Genomic DNA, 18532 nt, shown 5'->3' on the forward strand with positions numbered 1-18532 from the left:
ATCGGTGCGGCGATATCGCGTGGGCGGCGGGGGTTCGCGCTTGTACGGGTCGGCCGCAGGTTTACCATTTGACCGAATAACAAGATGGTGAGGTTAGCGATGGGCGTGATGGACATGGAACGGCCTGTTCCATTCTCGGTTGAAAATCCCGAACGGATCCCGACGCAGCGTTATTACGACGAGGAATTCTACCGCCTCGAGACAGAGCGCCTGTGGCCGCACGTCTGGCAGATGGCATGCCGCCTCGAGCAGATCGCCAATATCGGCGACTATGTCGAATACACCAATCTCGGCAAGTCGGTCATCGTCGTGCAGACCAAAGACGGCGTGAAGGCGTTCCACAACGCCTGCCGCCACCGCGGTGTGCCGTTCGTGGGGACAGGTGACCATGGCAACTGCAAGACGCCGGGATTCATTTGTCCCTTCCACGGCTGGCGCTGGAACATCGAGGGCAAGAACACCTTTGTCTACGGCCGGCACATGTTCAGCGAGGAACAGCTCGATTCCGCCGATCTGGCCCTGCGCGCCTGCCGGGTCGAGACCTGGGGCGGCTGCGCGTTCATCAATTTCGACGACGCCGCGCCCTCGTTCCGCGCGACGATCGGGCCCGTCACCGACAGGATCGAGGCACATGGCGGCGCCAAGCTGCGCGCGGAATGGTGGTACCAGACGGTCCTGCCGGCGAACTGGAAAGTCGCGATGGAGGCCTTCATGGAGGGCTACCACGTGATGAAGACGCATCCGCAACTGCAACAGGCCGCACCGATGCTCTACAACGCGATGTACGGCATGGATACCGGCGGCATCGGCATACCGATCAACCCGAACATGAGCGTGCGCGACAACATCAAGGCGCAGATCAAGCATCTCGGACTGCTGAGCGAAGGTATGTCCGGCATGGTCCACGAAAAGGAGGTCGCGATTGCGCGCCAGCTCGCTGACGTCGAGCTGCCCGAGGATCCGCAGCAGGCGGTGATGATGTGGTACGGCATCCTCAACCACCAGATCACCGAGCAGTTGCGCGCGGCGGGCGAAGACGTGCCCGATCTCAATGCGGTCGCGGTATCCGACCCGATCAATGCGGTCGAGTTCATCTTCCCGAACTATTTCCTGTTGCCGTTATTCTCCAGCATGTCGGCTTATCGCATTCGTCCGCTCGGACCCGAGAGCTGCACCTTCGAGCTCTGGTCACTCACGCACGTCGCCGAGGGTGCCGAGCACGAGACGGTCATGGAGCCGACCATCCTGCCCTATAACAGCCAGGATTTCCCGCCAATTCCGCGCCAGGATTACGCCAACATCCCAATCCAGCAAAAGGGCCTGCACGCCACCGGCTTCGATTTCATGCGGCTGTCGAAGGATATCGAGGGTCTCATCAGCAACTATAATCGCATCATCGACGGCCATCTGAAGGGTGTCCCGTCGGAGAAGCTGGCGACGGCGACGCATCTTCTCGGCGGCAATTTCGACGGCAAGATCCTCGAACTTGGGTTCTGAAAGCCGCGAATCTTGGTGCGAGGCGCGTCTCCGATCGGGCTGATCGACGTCCAGCGTGAGCCCGTCTTGGTACGGCATCGCCATGCGGGCCTGTTCAACATTTTTTCCAACCGGACATGTGAACCGTGTTTCCCCGCGAAGGCGGGGACTCAAACTGGGCTCCCGCCTTCGCGGGAGAACAGAACTGCCGTGGCAATATTGGAAGGCGCCTGGATGTCCGATGGAATACCACCGGACTGGACCGGGTGACGGAGTGATTCCTCATCTACCGATGCCCTATCCGAGGCGGATGTCGACCTGCGCTAGACGAACGCCCCTACGGCCGCCGCCGCAAACGGCAGCATCCCGGCCACGTTACCCATCCGCACCGTGTTCGCCCAATCCGGATCGGTGATCAACGCGCGACCGACCGCGATCAGGTCGAACTCGCCGCGCTCCATCCGCCGCACCAGCGCGTCGAGGTCGGTTGGTGCGGAAACCTGGTTCTGGAACACGCCGATGAAATCGCCCGACAGGCCGACCGAGCCGACGCTGATCGTCGCCGCGCCGGTCAACCTCTGCGCCCAACCCGCGAAGTTCAGCCCGTCGGCGCCATCGATCTCCGGAAACTCCGGTTCCCAGAACCGCCGCTGCGAACAATGCACGATATCGACCCCCGCCTCGACCAGGGGCACGAGCCAGTCGGCCATCGCCGCGGGTGTGTGGGCAAGGCGTGCCTTCAGGTCCTGCTGCTTCCACTGGCTCACGCGCAGGACGATCGGATAGTCCGGGCCGACCGCGGTGCGGATCACGGCGATCACCTCGCGGCATAGCGCGCTCACGCAGCGTCGCGCCGCCGTAGCGATCGGTCCGCGCGTTGGTGCCGTCCCAGAAGAACTGATCGACCAGGTAACCATGCGCGCCGTGGACCTCGATCGTCTCGAATCCGAGCCGTTTCGCATCCGCTGCGACGCGCCCGTTTCGGGTTGCGAGCTAGGCCGATTCCAGCGCTTCGGTGAAGCCGATCCGACCGCCGCCCGGCACATATCGCGGGGGCGTGTTGACCCCGTACCGCCCCCGCCCGAAGAGTTCGGCCATCCACTATCGACGCGGGAACCCCATGGCAGAGCACAGCAACAGTCCGGTCCCGAGCACCGAGACGCTCGTCGATATCTATCGGCGGATGATCCGGATCGAGCGCAACGACGACACCATCCGCACCGCGATCCGGCGCGGCAAGCTGGTCATGCCCTATTATTCGGCGCGCGGGCAGGAAGTGATCCCGTCGGCGATCTCGACGCTGCTGACCAATGACGACACGATCTGCACGATCTATCGCGGTATCCATGACATGGTCGCCAAGGGCATGCCGCTGCGGCCGCTCTGGGCGGAGATTGCGGGCCGCGTCGACGGCACGTGCAAGGGCAAGGGCGGGCCGATGCACCTGACGCATCCCGACACCGGCGTGATGGTCACGACCGGGATCGTCGGATCGTCGATGCCGATCGCCAACGGGCTCGCCTGGGCGGCGCAGCTCGATGGCAGCAAGCGCGTCAGCATCGCCTATTTCGGCGACGGTGCGTCGAACATCGGCGCCTTCCACGAATCGCTCAACCTCGCGTCGCTGTGGAAGCTACCGGTGGTGTTCGTCTGCCAGAACAACGGCTTTGCCGAACATTCGCGGTACGAACTGGGCACGTCGGTCGACTTCATCTCGAAGCGCGCGATCGGCTATGGCATGCCGGGCTACACCGTCGACGGCAACGATCCCTGGGCGATGTATGCCGCTGCCTACGAGGCGATCACGCGCGCGCGCGACGGAGAGGGGCCGACCCTGCTCGAATGCAAGACGTTCCGGTTCCACGGCCACGTGCTGGGCGACGACGACAAGTACATGACCAAGGAGGAGAAGGCCGCCGCGATCGCCGACGATCCGCTGCCGAAGTTCCGCGCGCGCCTGCTCGCCGAGGGGCATGCGACCGACGAACAGCTCACCAAGCTTGGCACGGACATCCAGGCCGAGGTCGACGACGCGATGGCGTTCGGATTGGCCAGTGAATATCCGAGCGTGGACGAACTGCGCCGCGATGTGTTCGAGAAGGAGATCGCGGCATGAGCGAGACCGTGAAGATGCACGCCTTTCAGGCGATCAACGCCGCGCTGCACGAGGCGATGGAGGCCGATCCCAAGGTGCTCGTGTTCGGCGAGGACATCGCCGACCCGGAGGGCGGCGGCGTCACCGGCGCGACCGTCGGCCTGTCGACCAAGTTCGGCGGCATGCGCGTCAAGTCGACGCCGATCTCCGAACAGGCGATCATGGGCGCGGCGATCGGCGCGGCGCTGGCGGGCTACAAGCCGGTAGCCGAGATCATGCTGATGAACTTCACCACCGTCTGCATGGACATGATCTTCAACCACGCGGCCAAGCTGCGCTTCATGTCGGGCGGGCAGAGCACGGTGCCGATCACCATTCGCACGCTGACCGGCGCAGGCTGGCAGACCGCGGGGCAGCATGCCGATCACCTCGAGGGATGGTTCGCGCATGCCGCCGGGATCAAGGTCGTCGCGCCGTCCAACCCGGCGGAATACAAGGGCCTGTTGCTCTCGTGCATCCAGGATCCGGATCCTTGCATCATCATCGAATCGGCGGGCACCCTGTTCATTCCGGCCGACGTGCCGGTCGACCAGGGACCGATTCCGCTCGGCGTCGCGCGTGTCGTGCAGGAGGGGACCGACGTCACGATCGTGTCGTGGTCGTCGATGGTGGTGCGCAGCCTCCAGGCGCTGCCGATCCTCGCCGAGGCTGGGATTTCGGTCGAGCTGATCGACCTGCGAACGGTATCGCCGTGGGACCGCGAGACGGTGCTGGCGTCGGTCGCCAAGACCGGACGCTGCGTTGTGGTGCATGAAGCGGTGCGCAGTTTCGGACCGGGCGCGGAGATCGCCGCGACGGTGAACGAAGAACTGTTCGGCCAGTTGAAGGCGCCGGTCCGGCGTCTTGGTGCGCCGTACTCGCCGGTACCGTTCGCCAAGGTTCTGGAGGATGCGTTTTTGGTGTCGGTCGACGAGATCGTCGCCGCGGTGACCGAGGTTGCCAGCCAGGGGTGAGCGATCTTTCCGTCAGGCCGGCATAGGTTGGCGATTATCGCGCTTCAACGTGCAGACCGTGTCTCCCTGCAAAAGCGGGGAGCCAGACTGGGCTCCCGCCTTCGCGGGAGAACAAGAGCAGCAATAGAGACTGAGCCTCAACGGACGCATTCGTGCTTTTTGGGATTATCGGACCATGCCTCCCAGTAACGGTTCCGGTAAAGTCGAAGGTCAATCCTCCCCCGCCTGGGGGAGGTGTCGCCGAAGGTGACGGACGGGCAGGAACGCGCAACGGCGGTTATCGCTTTCCTCCCCTTCCGACTGGCAAGTGCCAGCTACCTCCCCTGGCGGGCGAGGATTTCCTGGGTTCGGTCAGGCGGCGGCGTCCAGCGCGCACCGTCCGGCGCGTGCCGCCCAATGATCCGCATCGCCGCCCAGCACTGCATTTAACGTCGCGCGCTTGAGAAACAGGTGGCAGTGATATTCCATCGTGAGGCCGATCCCCCCGTGCAGCTGGATCGCGTCCTCCGCGATCGCGCAGTAGACGTCGCAGGCGTGCGCCTTCAGCGCGCCGATCTCGACCAATGTCGCGGCGGGATCGGTGGCGCGGGCCCAGAACAGCGCCTCGGCCGCAGACAACCATGTCCTCATATCCGCGACGCGGTGCTTGAGCGCCTGGAACAGCGCCAGCGGTCGTCCGAACTGATGTCGGATCTTGAGATACTCGATCGTCAGTTCAAGGATTGCCGCCGCACCGCCGAGCGAATCGCCTGCGATCGCGACCAGCAATTGCGCTTCGAGGCGGCGCGCGAGTGTTGTTGCAGCGTCGCCCGTCGCGAGCGGGAAGCGGGGGCCGTTGGGGGCAACATCGAACAACCGGCGTGTCTTGTCCCAGCTATTGCGTGCGGTGATCGACGCCCCCTCGAGCGCGACCAGCGCGACGCGGTCGGGTTCGATGACGAGAGCGTGGCTCGCCTCATCAGCATCGGGAACGCAGTCGAGCCGATCACCGGGCGACAGCGACGCGGTCATCACCTCGCCACCCATCGCCCGCGCCAGCAGATCGTCGCGCTCCGGAAAGTCGTCGGCGATACTCAGCGCCTCGATTACCAGCATCTGCGCGATCACCGGCCCGGGTATCAGCGCGCGGCCGAACTCGGTGTGGATCACGCCCGCCGCCTCGCGGCCGAGACCCAGGCCGCCCCGCGCCTCGGGCACGGTCATCGTCAGCCAGCCCATCTCGGCGACCAAGCCCCAGCTCTTGCCGGCATCGGGCGCAAGGCCGCTATTTCCGAATGCCTGGCGCGCGGCATCCTGCAGCTCAGTGCGGGTCATGCTCATTGTGCCGTCTCCAGCGTCCAACTTTTCGGTTCGCGCGGCATCCCGAGCAGGCGTTCGGCGATGATGTTGCGCTGGACCTCGTCGCTGCCGCCAGCGATCGTCCAGGCATAGCTGTTCATGAAATCGGCCATCCAGTTGCCCGTCTCCATGCCGCCCCCGAACACGATCGGCTCGTGATATTGCGCCTGAAGCCCGCCGATCCGCAGCCCGAGCGACGTGAACTCACGCAGCGTCCGCGAATAGGACAGCTTGACCAGCGAGGCGTCGCCGACGCGTTCCTCGCCGGCGATGCGGTTGGCGAGAAACTGGTCTGCGAGCGCGCAGGTCGCATCGATCTTGGTCGCCAGTCGCCCGAAATCGCGGACGATCCCGGCATCCTCCTCACGTCCGCCCGCGCGGATCAGGTCGGCGATCCGCCAAAGCGCGCCGCGCATCCTTGCGCTCAGTTCGAGCAGGGTCAGCCCGCGTTCCGACGCCAGCGTCGACTGCGCGACTGCCCAGCCCTGCCCCTCCTCGCCGAGCCGGTCGGCGACCGGCACCTCGACCTCGTCGAGGAACAGTTCGGCGAATTCCTCGTCGCCGTGGATCTGGTGGATCGGCCGTGCGGTCACGCCCTTCGCCTTCAGGTCGAGCAGCAGATAAGTGAGGCCCGCCTGCTTTGCGCCTTCCGTGCTGGTGCGGACGAGCAACAGGCACTGATCGGCGAACTGCCCCATCGTCGACCACAGCTTCTGGCCGTTGACGACGTAGACGTCGCGCCCGTCGCGCGTGACCCGTTCCGCGCGCGTCCTTACGCCGGCAAGGTCGGAGCCGGCACCGGGCTCGGAAAAGCCCTGGCACCAGATCTCGCCCTCCAGGATGCGCGGGATGTAGCGCGCCTGTTGCTCGGCGCTGCCCCATTCGAACAGCGTGCTGGCGGCGTGATAGGTCGACATGAACGACAGCAGCAGACGCGGCGTGTCGGCGCGCGCGAGCTCCTCGTAGATCACCTTCTGCTCGGCGAGACTGCGCCCGCCGCCCGGCCATTCCGCGGACCAGTGCGGCACCGCATAGCCGCCCGCCGCCAGCTTCGCGAACCAGCCGCGTTGCGTCGCGAGGAAGCCGTCATGCGTCGTGCAGGTCGCGCGCCAGTCCTTGGGCGCCTCGGCCGCGAGCCACGTGCGAAAATCGTGCCGCAATATCTCAAGCGCGTCGGTCAATTCCGCCTCCCAGACTGTCCCCGATGCTAAGGCAGTATTTTCGGCGATGCCCGCAAGCGACGGAGGACGTTTCCGGGCATATATCGGGAAGGCGATGCGCGTGCGGGCGCGTCTTAGACCGCGACCTCGATCCGTCCCTCGATGACGCGCAGGGGAAACGTCGCGATCGGATCGGTCGCGGGCAGGCTCAGCGCCTCGCCGGTTTCGAGATCGAATTTCGCGCCGTGCGCCGGGCATGCGATCCAGCCCCAGCGGACGCGTCCACATGTCAGCGCCTGCTCCGCGTGCGAACACTGGTTTGCGACCGCGAACAGCCGGCCGCCGTGATGGACGATCAGGATCGATCGCCCGGCCACCTCGACGGCCTTGACGGTATCGGGCGCGACGTGGGCTTCGAGCGCGACGGCAGTGTAGGCGGGAGTATCGGCGGGGTCTGTCATCACCGCTGAATGTGTGCAGGCTTTGCGCCGTTGCACAATATCGCGGCATATCACCCGGGCGGTCTTTTGCAGCCCGACCTGTTCGGGTGTGGCCGGGTGGATTAGCCCGGATGCTTCCAATGCCCGCGAGAACAGCCGCATGAACTTCGACTGGACCGAACAGGAAGCCGCCTTCCGCCAGCGCCTGCAGGATTTCCTGGGCGCGACGTTGCCGGGCGACTGGGAGCGCTTTTCGCAACACGGGCCCGCATCGCCCGCGCTGACCGAATATGCGCGCGAGTTCTGCGGGACGCTCGCCGAACAGGGCATGCTGACGCCGCACTGGGCGAAGGAGATCGGCGGCGCAGGGCTCGATCCGTGGCATCAGACGATCCTCGCCGAAGAGATGTGGATCGCCGGCGAACCGCGCGGTGGCCAGTATATGAACGTCAACTGGATCGGCCCAACGCTGATCCGCTATGGCTCGCCCGAACAGCGCGAACGCTATCTGCCGCCGATCGTCGAGGGACGGGCGCTGTGGTGCCAGGGCTTTTCGGAGCCGGGTGCCGGCTCGGATTTGGCCTCGCTGCGGACGCGTGCGGTCCTCGACGGCGAGAACTACCACGTCACCGGGCAGAAGATCTGGACGAGCTATGCGGGTCTCGCCGACACATGCTTCCTGGTCTGTCGCACCAGCGACGATCGCAAGAAGGGTATCTCGATCCTGCTGGTGCCGATGGACACGCCGGGCATCACCGTGCGGCAGATTCCGTCGCTGATCGGCGAGGGCGACATCCACGAGGTGTTCTTCGACGACATGGTCGTGCCGGCCACCGCGCGGCTCGGCGACGAGGGCGAGGCGTGGTCGATCATCGCCTATTCGCTGACCAACGAACGGCTCGGCATTCCGCGCTACTCGCTGGCGCGCGCCGCGCTCGATCGCGCGGTCGCGGTATTGAAGACGCAGGATGGCTGGACCGGCGAAGCGGTGAGAATCGAGGCCGCGCAATGCCTTGCGCTCTGTGAAGCGGCACGAATGGCAAGCTATGCGATCGTATCGGCGCGTGCGCGGGGCGAGGCGGTAGGTGCGGAATCATCCTCCGCGCGGTTCGCGACGATAATGGCGGAGCGCCGGGTGGCGGAGTTCGTCGTCGAGTACCTGCCCGAAGCACTGGCCGACGCGCATCCGTATCTCAAGATGCATCACCAGCGCGGGATCGTCGCAGGGATCGCGGCGGGTGCGGCGGAAATCCAGCTCAACATCATCGCCAGCGACGTGCTCAAACTCCCCAGAGAACCCCGTTGAGCCCCCCGTTTGAAAGCGAGCCGCGCTGATGGACCTGTCCCCTAGCCCCGATCAGATCGCGATCCTCGACGCGGTCGACTCTCTTGCCAAGCCTTATGCGACTGTGCCGTTGCATGACGTCAGCCTTGCGCTGGTCAGCGACACGCTCGACCGCGAACTGGCCGAGGGCGGTTTCCTCGATATCGCGTTCGATCCCGATCTTGGTCCCGTATCGGCGGCCTTGATCGTCGAGCGGCTGGCGCGGCTGCCGTTCGCGATCGAGACGGCGATCAGCGCTTTTGTCCGCCCGCTATTCGGTACGGAACTGCCGCGGCCCTTCTGTCTCGTCGAGGTGGACAGGACGACGCGACCGATCCGATTCCTACAAGCTGGGGCTACGGTGATCGTGGTCGGTGCCGACCGCGTTTCGAGTTTCGTCGCGAGCGCGGACCAGGTTCGATCCGAAGACAGCCTGTTCGCCTATCCGATGGCGACGTTGCTGGTCGATCCAATCGCCGTGGCGACGACGGTGCACGATGTATCGCCCGACGAGGTAAAGACACGCTGGCGCATCGCGATCGCGGCCGAGGCGGCGGGACTGCTGGCCGCGGCGCTCGACAGCGTGGCGGGCTACGTCACCGATCGCCAGCAATTCGGCCGCCCGCTCGCGACCTTCCAGGCGCTGCGTCACCGGTTGGCGGAGGCGCAGGTTCGTACCAACGGCGTGTGTTGGCTGGCGGTGAAGGCCGCCGGTACGCTCGATGCGGGCGATGCCGCACTCGCCGCGCTGCATGCACAGGAAAGCGCGCGTGCCTGCGTCTATGATTTCCACCAGTTTCTCGGCGCGATGGGCATGACGTTGGAACATCCGCTGCATCTGTGGACCTACCGGCTGAAGGCGCTGGCGAGCGAACTCGATGGCCGCGCCGGACAGGCGCTGGCAGCGGCAGATGCGGTCTGGGGATAGAAAACCGGTCTCTCGAAAAGGGGCGTGCGGCCACGCTAACCGCGGCGTAGCGCTGCCAGTTTATCGGGGTTGAGCAGCTTCCACATGCCGTCCGCCGATGCCACCGTGCGCTCCCCCGCCATGATGAGTCCGCGCATGAAGACGATCTGCGACGTGCGGCGGACCAGTTCCGGGCGGCAGGTCAGGAAGCAGCCGATCGGCGCGCTCGCGGTGAACTGCATCTGCAACTGGAGCGTCACGCAATCGCGCGTGTCGGCAGCATCGACCACGCCCATCCCAAGCGCGATGTCGGCAAAGGTCATCAGCACGCCGCCGTGGACCGTGCCGACATAGCCGTTACCGTGGCGCTCCTCGCCCAGCAGACCGACGACGCGCACGCCGTCCTCGCGCCGAACCCAATAGGGGCCGGCAGTCTCGTTGAAATGCGTGCCCGAGAGCTGTGTCCAACCTTCGCCGACGAGCCGTTCGGAATCGATGCGGTCGCTGCTCACACCTGCCCCTTCACACCTGGTTATCGAGGCCCGCGGCATGCTTGGCCGCGACATAGCCGAAGGTCAGCGACGGTCCGATGCTTGACCCCGCGCCAGGATAGACGCCGCCCATCACCGACGCGGTCGAGACGCCGGTCGCGTACAGCCCAGCGATCGGCGCACCATCCGCGCGGACGACGCGGCCGTGCACGTCGGTCACCACGCCACCGTAGGTGCTGACGTCCCCCGGCACGATCGGCACCGCATAGAACGGCGCCTTGGCGATGCTGCCGAGCGCGCGGACCGGGCCGTGATACGGATCGCCCAGCCATTCGTCATAGGCACGCTCACCGCGGTGGAAATCATCGTCGCGACCCTGTGCGACGAAGCCGTTCCAGCGATCGACGGTATGGCCCAGCGCCGCCGGATCGATGCCGATGCTGGTTGCCAGCGCATCGATCGTGTCGGCGGTGTGAAGATAGTTCGCCTCGGCCCAGCCCTTGGGGATCTTCTTGTCGATCCACTTGCCGGCGACCTGGTAGTTTTCGACATAGTCGCGGTCCAGAATGGCCCAGCTCGGCACCGCGGGCACGGTCTTGTTTCGCTCGACCATCGTCTCGCAATAGAGTTCGTACGAACCGCCCTCGTTCATGTAGCGCACGCCCGACTGGTCGACGAGGATCCCGTGCGGCTTGCCGGTCAGGCTCTGGCCCGGCGGGGTAATGTACGCCGATTCCCAGCCCGGCGAGAGCGTCGTCTGATAGCCGACCATCTGGTCCATCTGCGCGAGCACGCCGCCGATCCGCACCATTTCCTGGTGCAGTTCGCCGTTGTCGCCCTCGTTCGTCAGCGACCATGCCGCCTGCGTGCCGGGCATGTGCTCGTCGCGCATCGCCTGGTTCTGGGCGAAGCCGCCCGCGTTGACGAGCACGCCCAGTTTCGCGCCGATCCGCTTCGCCACGCCGTCGACGGTCACAACGACCCCGGTCACCGCACCATCCTCGACGAGCAGTTCGGACACCGGCGCCTCGGTGCGGCAATTGACGCCCGCCGCCAGCGCGGCCTTCAGCATACGGCCCTGCAACGCGGCACCCGCCGCGACGTAATGCTTGCCGGTGATCCGCGTCCAGATCGTCTTGAAGATCAGGTTGCGCGTCGATTTCTTGAGCGCCGGATCGCGGCGGACATACGCCAGTTTCATTCCGTCATCGAGCTTCACGGGTACTTCGAGGAAGCCTTTGCGAAGCTTCTTCGCCCATGGCCCGAGCTCCTTCTTGTCGAACGGCTTGGCGACCACGGTGCGGCTCGTCTTGCAGCCGCCGGGAAGCTCGTCGTAATAATCCGGCCAGAATTTCGAGCCGCGCTCGAGCTCGACGCCTTGGTCTACCAGGAAGTCGATCATCCGATACGCCTGGTTGACATAGGCGAGGCGCTTATCGTGACCCGAGCCGGGCAGGTCGGCGCAGGCCGCGTCGAGATAGGTGATGCCCGCCTCGACACTGTCCTGTTCGCCGTCGGCCTTGAGGAAGCGGTTGTTGGGGACCCAGATGACCCCGCCGGACTTTGCCGTGGTGCCACCGATAAACGCCGATTTTTCGAGGATCAGCACAGATTTGCCCGCGGTGCGCATGACCAGCGCGGATGCCATCGATCCTGCACCGCTGCCGACGACCACCCAGTCGAACGTCTCTTCGAACGCGCTCATCCGTCTCTCCTTGCCGCGAGATAGACCCGCGCGACCGGGGTGGCACAAGAGCTATCGCCCCGGCGGGAGACGCATATCGCCCCCGCGTGATATGCACCGATGGCATGAGGAGACACGCTGCGATGACGCCGGACCTGCCCGATTTCACGACGATCCTGCTCGAACGCCGCGGTCGCCTGCTGGTAGTGACGCTCGACCGGCCAGCGGCGATGAACGCGGTCAATCTGGCATTGCACGACGAACTGCCCGAGGCACTGGCATTCGCCGCACGCGATGCAAGGTCGGACGTCGTGATGCTGACCGGCAGCGGCAAGGCGTTTTCGGCCGGCGGCGACATCGCGCACATGGAGCATAATGCGGCGAACCCGCATCTGTTCGACCATGAAGCGCGACAGGCCAAGCGGATCGTGTTCGCAATGCTCGACATCGAAAAGCCAGTGGTGTGCCGGATGAACGGCCACGCGATCGGGCTCGGTGCGAGCATCGCCTTGTTGTGCGACGTGATCTTTGCCGCGGACGGCGCGAAGATCGGCGATCCGCATGTCGGGATCGGCCTGGCCGCGGGCGACGGGGGCGCGGTGATCTGGGCGCAGCGGATCGGCCTCACGCGCGCGAAGGAATATCTGCTCACTGGCGACCTGCTGACCACGCGACACGCGGCCGAGATCGGGCTGATCAACCATTGCCTGCCCGCCGATCAACTCGACGCTGCGGTCGATGCGTTCTGCGACAGGCTGCTCGCGGGCGCGACCAACGCGATCCGGTGGACGAAGGTGCTGACCAACATGGAGCTCAAGCGGATCGCCGGCGCGGTGATGGAAGCCGGGATCGCGTACGAATCGCTCAGCGTCCGCAGCGCGGATCATCGCGAAGGCATTGCCGCACTGAAGGACCGGCGAAAGCCCGAATTCAGCGCACGGTGAGTATCGCTTTCGCAAGCCCGAGCGCGTGGTCGAGATCGCCTTGCGCCGAGGGAATTGCACGCCGATAGCCGGCGAAACCGTGGATCGTGCCGACCGCCTCGTGAAACACCGTCGGCACACCGGCGAGCGCGGTCTTGGCAGCGTAGGCGCGACCTTCGTCACGCAACGGATCGAGCCCGGCCGTTATCACCAAGGTTGGCGGCATGCCCTGCTGGTCGGCGAGCAGCGGCGAGTTGCGATGATCGCGCGGGTCGGCCGCATAATGCTGGTCGAACATCTGCATATCCGAGGCATCGAGACCGTAGCCCTCGGCGAACTCTGCTGCGGATGGATATTCCCGGCTATGGTCGACTGCGGGGTAGAAGGTGAGTTGCAGGAGAACCGGCACCGCCGCGGGTGCATCGCGCAAAGCAAGCGCGGTAACGATCGCCAGATTGCCGCCCGCGCTGTCGCCGCACAGGACCAGCCCGGTGACCTCCAGATCGAACGCCGCGCCATTCTCCGCGATCCAACGTGCGGCGGCCTCGCCGTCGTCGGGTGCGGCGGGCCAAGGGTTTTCAGGCGCGAGGCGGTATTCGACCGAGACGACGGGCAGGTCGAGTTGCCGCGCGGTCTCCGCCGCGAGGCCTGCGTGTGAATCGATGCTGCCCGCCGCATAGCCGCCGCCGTGGTAGAAGACGACGACCGGCCCCGCTTTCCGGTCGGCGCGTGGATCGAACAGCCGTAAGGCGATGTCCCCGCCCGGCCCCGGCATGACGAGATCGCGGATCTCGCCGAGGTCTCCGACTGGTTTGTCGGCGGACATTTCGGGGGTCATGACCGTGCCGCGGATCGACGCGAGGAACTCCGCGGTAAACGCGGGTCGGGGGTTCGCCGCCATCATGTCGAGGAAGGCGCGGACGTCTGGACGGACGAAGGGTTCGGTCATGGCGGGCTCCTGTCAGGCGATGTCGGCGACCGCGATCCAGCGGCGTTCGGCGCTCGACAGGCGGATCGCCTCCTGAATCCGCTCGACCTCCAACGCACGCGCGAAATCGGGCGACGCGGGCGCACCGCCTCGTATCGCTGCGACCATGTGCTGCATCGACAGAGCCATCGGGAAACTCGGCTGCGGATCACTGTGCCAATCGAGCGCTATGTCGGATGCGGATTTGAACGCGTCGGGGATATCGATCGGCGCGATGGTGCCGCCGATCTGCCCACCGAGCAGCGTGCAGTCGCGCGACGTCGGGAAGGTCGGCGACGCCGCGACCAGCCGACCGCGGTCGCCGAACACGTCGACCGACCAGCCGTCGTGGAACGGCATGCTCCAGCTGATCTGCATCTGCATCGTCAGGCCGCTGGCGAACCGGACGATGACGTTGGCGAAGTCGGTCGTCTCGGGGACGATGTGGCCACCATCCTCGAACACCCATTCGCGCAGCGCCTGGCTGTCGTCGGCGACGAGTTCCGCGATCGGTCCGAACAGGTGGAGCAGCATGTAGAGCGCGTGGCTGCCGTTGTTGCGGACCGCGCTGACGCCCTGCCCGGCTTCGGCGAACCAGTTGTACGGGAACTGGCGCGAAGGGCGGTTGAACAGCGAGATATTGAAGTGGCAGGTGCCGCCGAGCGCGCGACCGAGATAGCCGGCATCGACCATCGCCTTCATCTGGCGGTGGGCCGGGATCCACTGCGCGAACGCATCGATCACGCCGACGCAGCCGCTTGCGCGCCACGCGGCGTCGATCGCCTTGGCGCCGGCCCAGTCGGGTGCGTGCGGGCTCGAATTATAGACGTGCTTGCCATTGGCCAGCGCCGCGAGAACCATGGCTTTGCGCAACGACGGCCGCGTGCCGCAATCGACGATGTCGATATCGGGATCGGCGCACAGGGCCACCGCGTCCCAGCACGGCCGGGCGATGCCGAGGCGCGAGGCAGCGGCCCTCGCGGTTTCCTCGCGCGAGGTACAGATCGCGGTCACCTCGACACCGGGGATCGCGCGCCATGCGGGGAGATGCGCGAACGCACCCCATGCCGCGCCGATGATCCCGACGCGAAGGGTCACTCGATCCGGCCTAGCACCGTACCGACCTCATAGGTCTCGCCGACCTCGGCGATGACGCGGAGCGTGCCGGTAGCCGGAGCCTCGACCTCGTTGGTCGATTTGTCCGCCTCGAGCGAATAGAGCGGATCGCCCTCCTTCACCTCGGCGCCATCCTCGACCAGCCATTCGGCGATCTGCGCCTCGGTCATCGAGAAGCCGAGCTTGGGAAGCAGGATGTCGGTGGCCATGATGTCGGTCCTCAAAGTCTGGCGTAGATGACGAAGTCGCTTGCGTAGCGCGCGAGCGGGGCCGGGTAAGCGGGGAAAGCGGCGAGCTCCGCGCGATATCGTCGGCACGATTGCCGGTGTTTTCCCGGCCACGCTATCGGCCGGCATCAATAGCCACGCGTGTCGGTCCAATCCTCGGTCTCACCGGGTTTATAGGTCCTGCGGGGGATCTTGCCCGATGCGGTCTTGAGGTCGAAGCCGATCCGGTCCGCGCCGCCTTCGATCGCTACGCCGAACGACGACAGCGCCCAGCTCGTCATGACGTAGTGGCCGATCGAGAAGACAAGATCCATTATCTGCCGCCGGTTGAGAAACCCGCCGAGCTTGGCCCAGGTCGCATCGCTCAGCGTGCCGTCGTCGATCAGTTCGCCGACCGATCGCAGCACCGCCGCATCCTCCGCGCTCCAGTTGCCGCCTTCGGGGAATCCGCGGATCGCGGCAATGTCCTCCAACGTCAGGCCGGCGTTGAGGCCGTAACCGACATGGTTGTGCCACTCGTACGCGGACTTCACGCGCCACGCGACACGCAGGATGATCAGCTCGAGGTACCGCGTCGACAGCGTGTTCGCCATCAGCAGGTGCTTGCCCCAGACGTTGTAGGCCTTGCCCAACTCCGGATGGTTGCCCATCACCATCATCACGTTGGTCTTCGAGCCCTCCTCCCACGCGTTCGGCTCGCCCCAGAAGGCGAACACGTCGCGCGCGGCGTCGGTCCATTCAGCGCGCGGAAGAGGCAGGATGCGGGGTATGATAGGCGCTTCGGTATCGCTCATGGTGTCTCCGATCGTTCATGTCTTTGCGCCGGTGTCGCCGCGACGTCTCTCCTGCAGATCATCGCGGTGTCAGCCCTTCGAAAAGGATCGCACGGTACTGTGCCGCACGGTGCCGATCGGGGATCGCAGCCTGATATTCGGGACTATCGTACCAGGCGCGGGCCGCATCGGCGGTCGGGAACTCCAGCAGGATGATCCCGTCCGGAGTATCGCCCTCGAACGCCTCCGCCGCGCCGTACACGGCAAGCGGCTTGATCCCGTATCGCTCGACGAACACCGCTGCATTGGCCCGGTTCGCCGCGCCGTAGGCCGCGAACGCAGTGGCATCGACCACCGGGTTTTTGCGGATGAAGATCATATAGGCGGGCATCGATGTCGCCTTCCTCAATGCATGGTCACGAGCGGCTTGCCGGACGCGCCGCCCCAGCCGCCCGCCGCTGCGAAATCATGCCGGCAGGTGCGGCTCGCCTGATAGGCCAGCAGCGTGCTCGGTATGCCCGCAAGCAGGACCCAGCGCATCGCCATGCCGAGCGACGCCTCGCCGTAATGAGGGTGCAGCATGTCGCTGAGCCAGCCAACGAACACCGGTCCGCCCCCGAGACCGACGACCTGGATCGTGACCATCAGCAGCGCGACCGCCGTCCCGCGCGATCGCGACGGCACCAGCCCGGTGACCATCGCCATCAGCGGCGATGCGGACAGCCCGCCACTCAGCAGGGTAAGCCCGAACAACGGGAATACCGAGCTGCTCGGCCCGGTCAGGATGAACCAGCCGATCGACGCGGACACCGCGCCGCCCAGTGCGATGATCCACGGATACCAACGCAAATCGCGCCGACCGAGGAAATCGGCCAGCGGACCGCCCAGCGTATGACCGATCGCGGACCCCGCCAGCAGCGCGAGCCCGAGCTGCATGCCGGCGACGTTGGCGGGAACGCCGTGCGAGCGCTCCATGAACGCCGGCGCCCAACTGACGAGGCCGAGCGTCAGCAGCGCGTTCAGCGCGGCGGCGAGGATCAGCGGCGGCAGCGTCCGGATCGCGAGCAGTTCGCGGATCGTCTGGCCGAACGGCAGTGCGACGCTCTTGGTCGCGGCGATGCCGTCGGCAAGCCCCGGACGTGGATCGCGCAACGTGAACCATACAAGCGGAGCAAGAATGAATCCGGGAATGCTCGCGAACATCAATGCCGCGCGCCAGCCATATTCATGCGTCAGCCACCCGCCCAGCGCCGGCCCCAGGAACGTGCCCAGCGACGTGCCCAGCAGGAAGATCGACAGCGCGGTGCCGCGTTGCTTGATCGGGAACAGGTCGGCGATCCACGACTGCGACGGCGGCGTGAACGCGCCCTCCCCCAAGCCTATCCCCGCGCGCCCGATAAGCAGCGTCCAAAATCCCTTCGCGGTCCCGCACAACAGTACGGCGGTGCTCCAGATCACCGCGGAGACCGCGACGATCTTGCGCTTCGATCCGCGATCGGACAGCCGGCCCACGGGGATGACGACAAGCAGGTACACGACGGTGATCGCGAGATCCTTGATCATCGATATCGCGAAGTCGCTCAGGCCGAACTCGTGGCGGATCGGTTCGACCATGACCACCAGCATGTAGCGTTCGCCGATTTCCGATGCCGACAGCAACAGCATGATGAGCAGAAAATAGGCGCGATAGCCCATACCCGGCAGCACGTCGGGCAGGGTCTCGGGTGGCAAGGCCGACGGCTTGGCCGGGATCGTTTCGTGGTCGGCCATGCGCAAATCCTCGCCTCGTCACGAGCGCGGTTTGGGCGCTCTGCGCACGCCGCGTTACATCGCCGCTGTGTCGCTGGTGGGTCGTATGAGTATTTGAGAGACGTTGGCGCGCGCTGGCAACGACACGATGAAAACGATCGCTTCGGCGATGTCGGACGGTTGCATCGCGCTGTCCTTCGAGACGTGTTGCGTCATGGCCGCGCGCATCGTCGGATCGGCGATCCCGCTCGCAACCTCGGTCTGCGTCGCGCCGGGCTCGACGATGCTGACGCGGATCCCCGCCCCGCCGACTTCCTGGCGCAGCCCTTCGGTAAAGCCGGTAAGCCCGAACTTGCTGGTCGAATACGGCCCGAAGATACCCGCGGCGCGGCGCCCGGCGGTCGACGATATGTTGACGATGTCGCCGGAGCCGTGCGGCTTCATGAACCCGATCGCCGCCTTGCAGGTGTAGAGCGTGCCGAACAGGTTGATGTCGATGACGCGGCGCCATTCCTCGGTCGACAGGCTCTCGACGCCACCCGACTGGATGACCCCGGCGGCGTTGACGAGGATGTCGATCCGTCCGAATTTCGCCACGGTATCGGCCACGGCACGCACCGCGTCCGCTTCGACAGCGACGTCGCCCGGCACCGCGAGCGCCATGCCTCCGGCAGCCTCGATCCGCGCGACCAGATCGCCAAGCCGACCGGCACGGCGCGCGGAGACGGCGACCGTCGCACCCGCAGTGGCCAAGGCCAGCGCGGCGGCTTTACCGATCCCCGACGATGCGCCGGTGACCAGCGCCACCCTGCCCGACAAGATTCCCGCCATGGTCCGTCCTTCGTGGTT

At 65.8% G+C, this 18532-nt stretch carries 19 protein-coding genes; 6 read left to right on the plus strand and 13 right to left on the minus strand.

The genetic code is table 11. From position 1 onward, the window contains the following. The first annotated feature begins 84 nt into the window (after positions 1–84). The gene (locus tag SJY41_RS08870; protein ID WP_380780922.1) at positions 85–1497 is read left to right on the plus strand and encodes an SRPBCC family protein; all 1413 of its coding nucleotides are present in this window, start codon (positions 85–87) and stop codon (positions 1495–1497) included. 302 nt (positions 1498–1799) lie between these two features. On the opposite strand, the gene SJY41_RS08875 is transcribed toward SJY41_RS08870, so the two are convergent. Beyond that, the gene (locus tag SJY41_RS08875; RefSeq protein ID WP_380780924.1) at positions 1800–2318 is read right to left on the minus strand and encodes an FMN reductase; all 519 of its coding nucleotides are present in this window, start codon (positions 2316–2318) and stop codon (positions 1800–1802) included. A gap of 278 nt (positions 2319–2596) precedes the next feature. On the opposite strand from SJY41_RS08875, the gene SJY41_RS08880 reads away from it, so the two are divergent. Further along, the gene (locus SJY41_RS08880; RefSeq protein WP_380780926.1) at positions 2597–3592 is read left to right on the plus strand and encodes a thiamine pyrophosphate-dependent dehydrogenase E1 component subunit alpha; all 996 of its coding nucleotides are present in this window, start codon (positions 2597–2599) and stop codon (positions 3590–3592) included. After that, on the plus strand, positions 3589–4584 hold the full coding sequence (locus SJY41_RS08885; protein WP_380780928.1) for an alpha-ketoacid dehydrogenase subunit beta: 996 nt from the start codon (positions 3589–3591) through the stop codon (positions 4582–4584). The genes SJY41_RS08880 and SJY41_RS08885 overlap by 4 nt, the downstream gene beginning before the upstream one ends. Positions 4585–4935: 351 nt before the next feature. On the opposite strand, the gene SJY41_RS08890 is transcribed toward SJY41_RS08885, so the two are convergent. From SJY41_RS08890 to SJY41_RS08900, 3 genes are all read right to left on the minus strand, one after another. Continuing rightward, positions 4936–5898: an acyl-CoA dehydrogenase family protein gene (locus SJY41_RS08890; RefSeq protein ID WP_380780930.1), complete on the minus strand. Its 963-nt coding sequence runs from the start codon at positions 5896–5898 to the stop codon at positions 4936–4938. Between the two features lie 2 nt (positions 5899–5900). Then, positions 5901–7103: an acyl-CoA dehydrogenase family protein gene (locus SJY41_RS08895; protein WP_380780932.1), complete on the minus strand. Its 1203-nt coding sequence runs from the start codon at positions 7101–7103 to the stop codon at positions 5901–5903. A gap of 113 nt (positions 7104–7216) precedes the next feature. After that, positions 7217–7543: a Rieske (2Fe-2S) protein gene (locus tag SJY41_RS08900; protein WP_380780934.1), complete on the minus strand. Its 327-nt coding sequence runs from the start codon at positions 7541–7543 to the stop codon at positions 7217–7219. Positions 7544–7682: 139 nt separating this feature from the next. Between SJY41_RS08900 and SJY41_RS08905 the strand changes: the two genes are divergently transcribed. Together SJY41_RS08905 and SJY41_RS08910 are read left to right on the plus strand one after the other, a co-directional pair. Further along, positions 7683–8828, plus strand: coding sequence for an acyl-CoA dehydrogenase family protein (locus SJY41_RS08905; protein ID WP_380780935.1), 1146 nt, complete (start codon positions 7683–7685; stop codon positions 8826–8828). A gap of 28 nt (positions 8829–8856) precedes the next feature. Next, on the plus strand, positions 8857–9774 hold the full coding sequence (locus SJY41_RS08910; RefSeq protein ID WP_380780937.1) for an acyl-CoA dehydrogenase family protein: 918 nt from the start codon (positions 8857–8859) through the stop codon (positions 9772–9774). 35 nt (positions 9775–9809) lie between these two features. On the opposite strand, the gene SJY41_RS08915 is transcribed toward SJY41_RS08910, so the two are convergent. Beyond that, positions 9810–10265 carry a PaaI family thioesterase gene (locus SJY41_RS08915; RefSeq protein WP_380780938.1) on the minus strand — a complete coding sequence of 152 codons (456 nt, stop codon included), beginning with the start codon at positions 10263–10265 and terminating at the stop codon, positions 9810–9812. A gap of 10 nt (positions 10266–10275) precedes the next feature. After that, positions 10276–11949, minus strand: a complete 1674-nt coding sequence (locus SJY41_RS08920; RefSeq protein WP_380780940.1) for an FAD-dependent oxidoreductase — start codon at positions 11947–11949, stop codon at positions 10276–10278. 122 nt (positions 11950–12071) lie between these two features. On the opposite strand from SJY41_RS08920, the gene SJY41_RS08925 reads away from it, so the two are divergent. Beyond that, a complete protein-coding gene (locus SJY41_RS08925; protein WP_380784091.1) occupies positions 12072–12872 on the plus strand; it encodes an enoyl-CoA hydratase/isomerase family protein in 801 nt (266 codons plus the stop codon). On the opposite strand, the gene SJY41_RS08930 is transcribed toward SJY41_RS08925, so the two are convergent. The 7 genes from SJY41_RS08930 to SJY41_RS08960 form a co-directional block, all read right to left on the minus strand. Next, a complete protein-coding gene (locus tag SJY41_RS08930; RefSeq protein WP_380780943.1) occupies positions 12859–13800 on the minus strand; it encodes an alpha/beta hydrolase in 942 nt (313 codons plus the stop codon). The genes SJY41_RS08925 and SJY41_RS08930 overlap by 14 nt on opposite strands. Before the next feature lie 12 nt (positions 13801–13812). After that, complete coding sequence (locus tag SJY41_RS08935) at positions 13813–14916, minus strand: Gfo/Idh/MocA family protein (RefSeq protein WP_380780945.1); 1104 nt, start codon at positions 14914–14916, stop codon at positions 13813–13815. Next, positions 14913–15143: a biotin/lipoyl-containing protein gene (locus tag SJY41_RS08940; protein ID WP_380780947.1), complete on the minus strand. Its 231-nt coding sequence runs from the start codon at positions 15141–15143 to the stop codon at positions 14913–14915. Before SJY41_RS08940 ends, SJY41_RS08935 begins: the two co-directional genes overlap by 4 nt. A gap of 146 nt (positions 15144–15289) precedes the next feature. Then, complete coding sequence (locus SJY41_RS08945; RefSeq protein ID WP_380780949.1) at positions 15290–15955, minus strand: carboxymuconolactone decarboxylase family protein; 666 nt, start codon at positions 15953–15955, stop codon at positions 15290–15292. A gap of 58 nt (positions 15956–16013) precedes the next feature. Continuing rightward, on the minus strand, positions 16014–16325 hold the full coding sequence (locus SJY41_RS08950; RefSeq protein WP_380780951.1) for a DUF1330 domain-containing protein: 312 nt from the start codon (positions 16323–16325) through the stop codon (positions 16014–16016). Between the two features lie 14 nt (positions 16326–16339). Continuing rightward, the gene (locus SJY41_RS08955) at positions 16340–17704 is read right to left on the minus strand and encodes a spinster family MFS transporter (RefSeq protein WP_380780953.1); all 1365 of its coding nucleotides are present in this window, start codon (positions 17702–17704) and stop codon (positions 16340–16342) included. 54 nt (positions 17705–17758) lie between these two features. Next, positions 17759–18514: an SDR family oxidoreductase gene (locus SJY41_RS08960; protein ID WP_380780955.1), complete on the minus strand. Its 756-nt coding sequence runs from the start codon at positions 18512–18514 to the stop codon at positions 17759–17761. Between the last annotated feature and the right edge of the window lie 18 nt (positions 18515–18532).

The sequence above is a fragment of the Sphingomonas sp. R86520 genome (assembly GCF_042466285.1).
In the GTDB taxonomy this organism is placed as follows: Bacteria; Pseudomonadota; Alphaproteobacteria; order Sphingomonadales; family Sphingomonadaceae; genus Sphingomonas.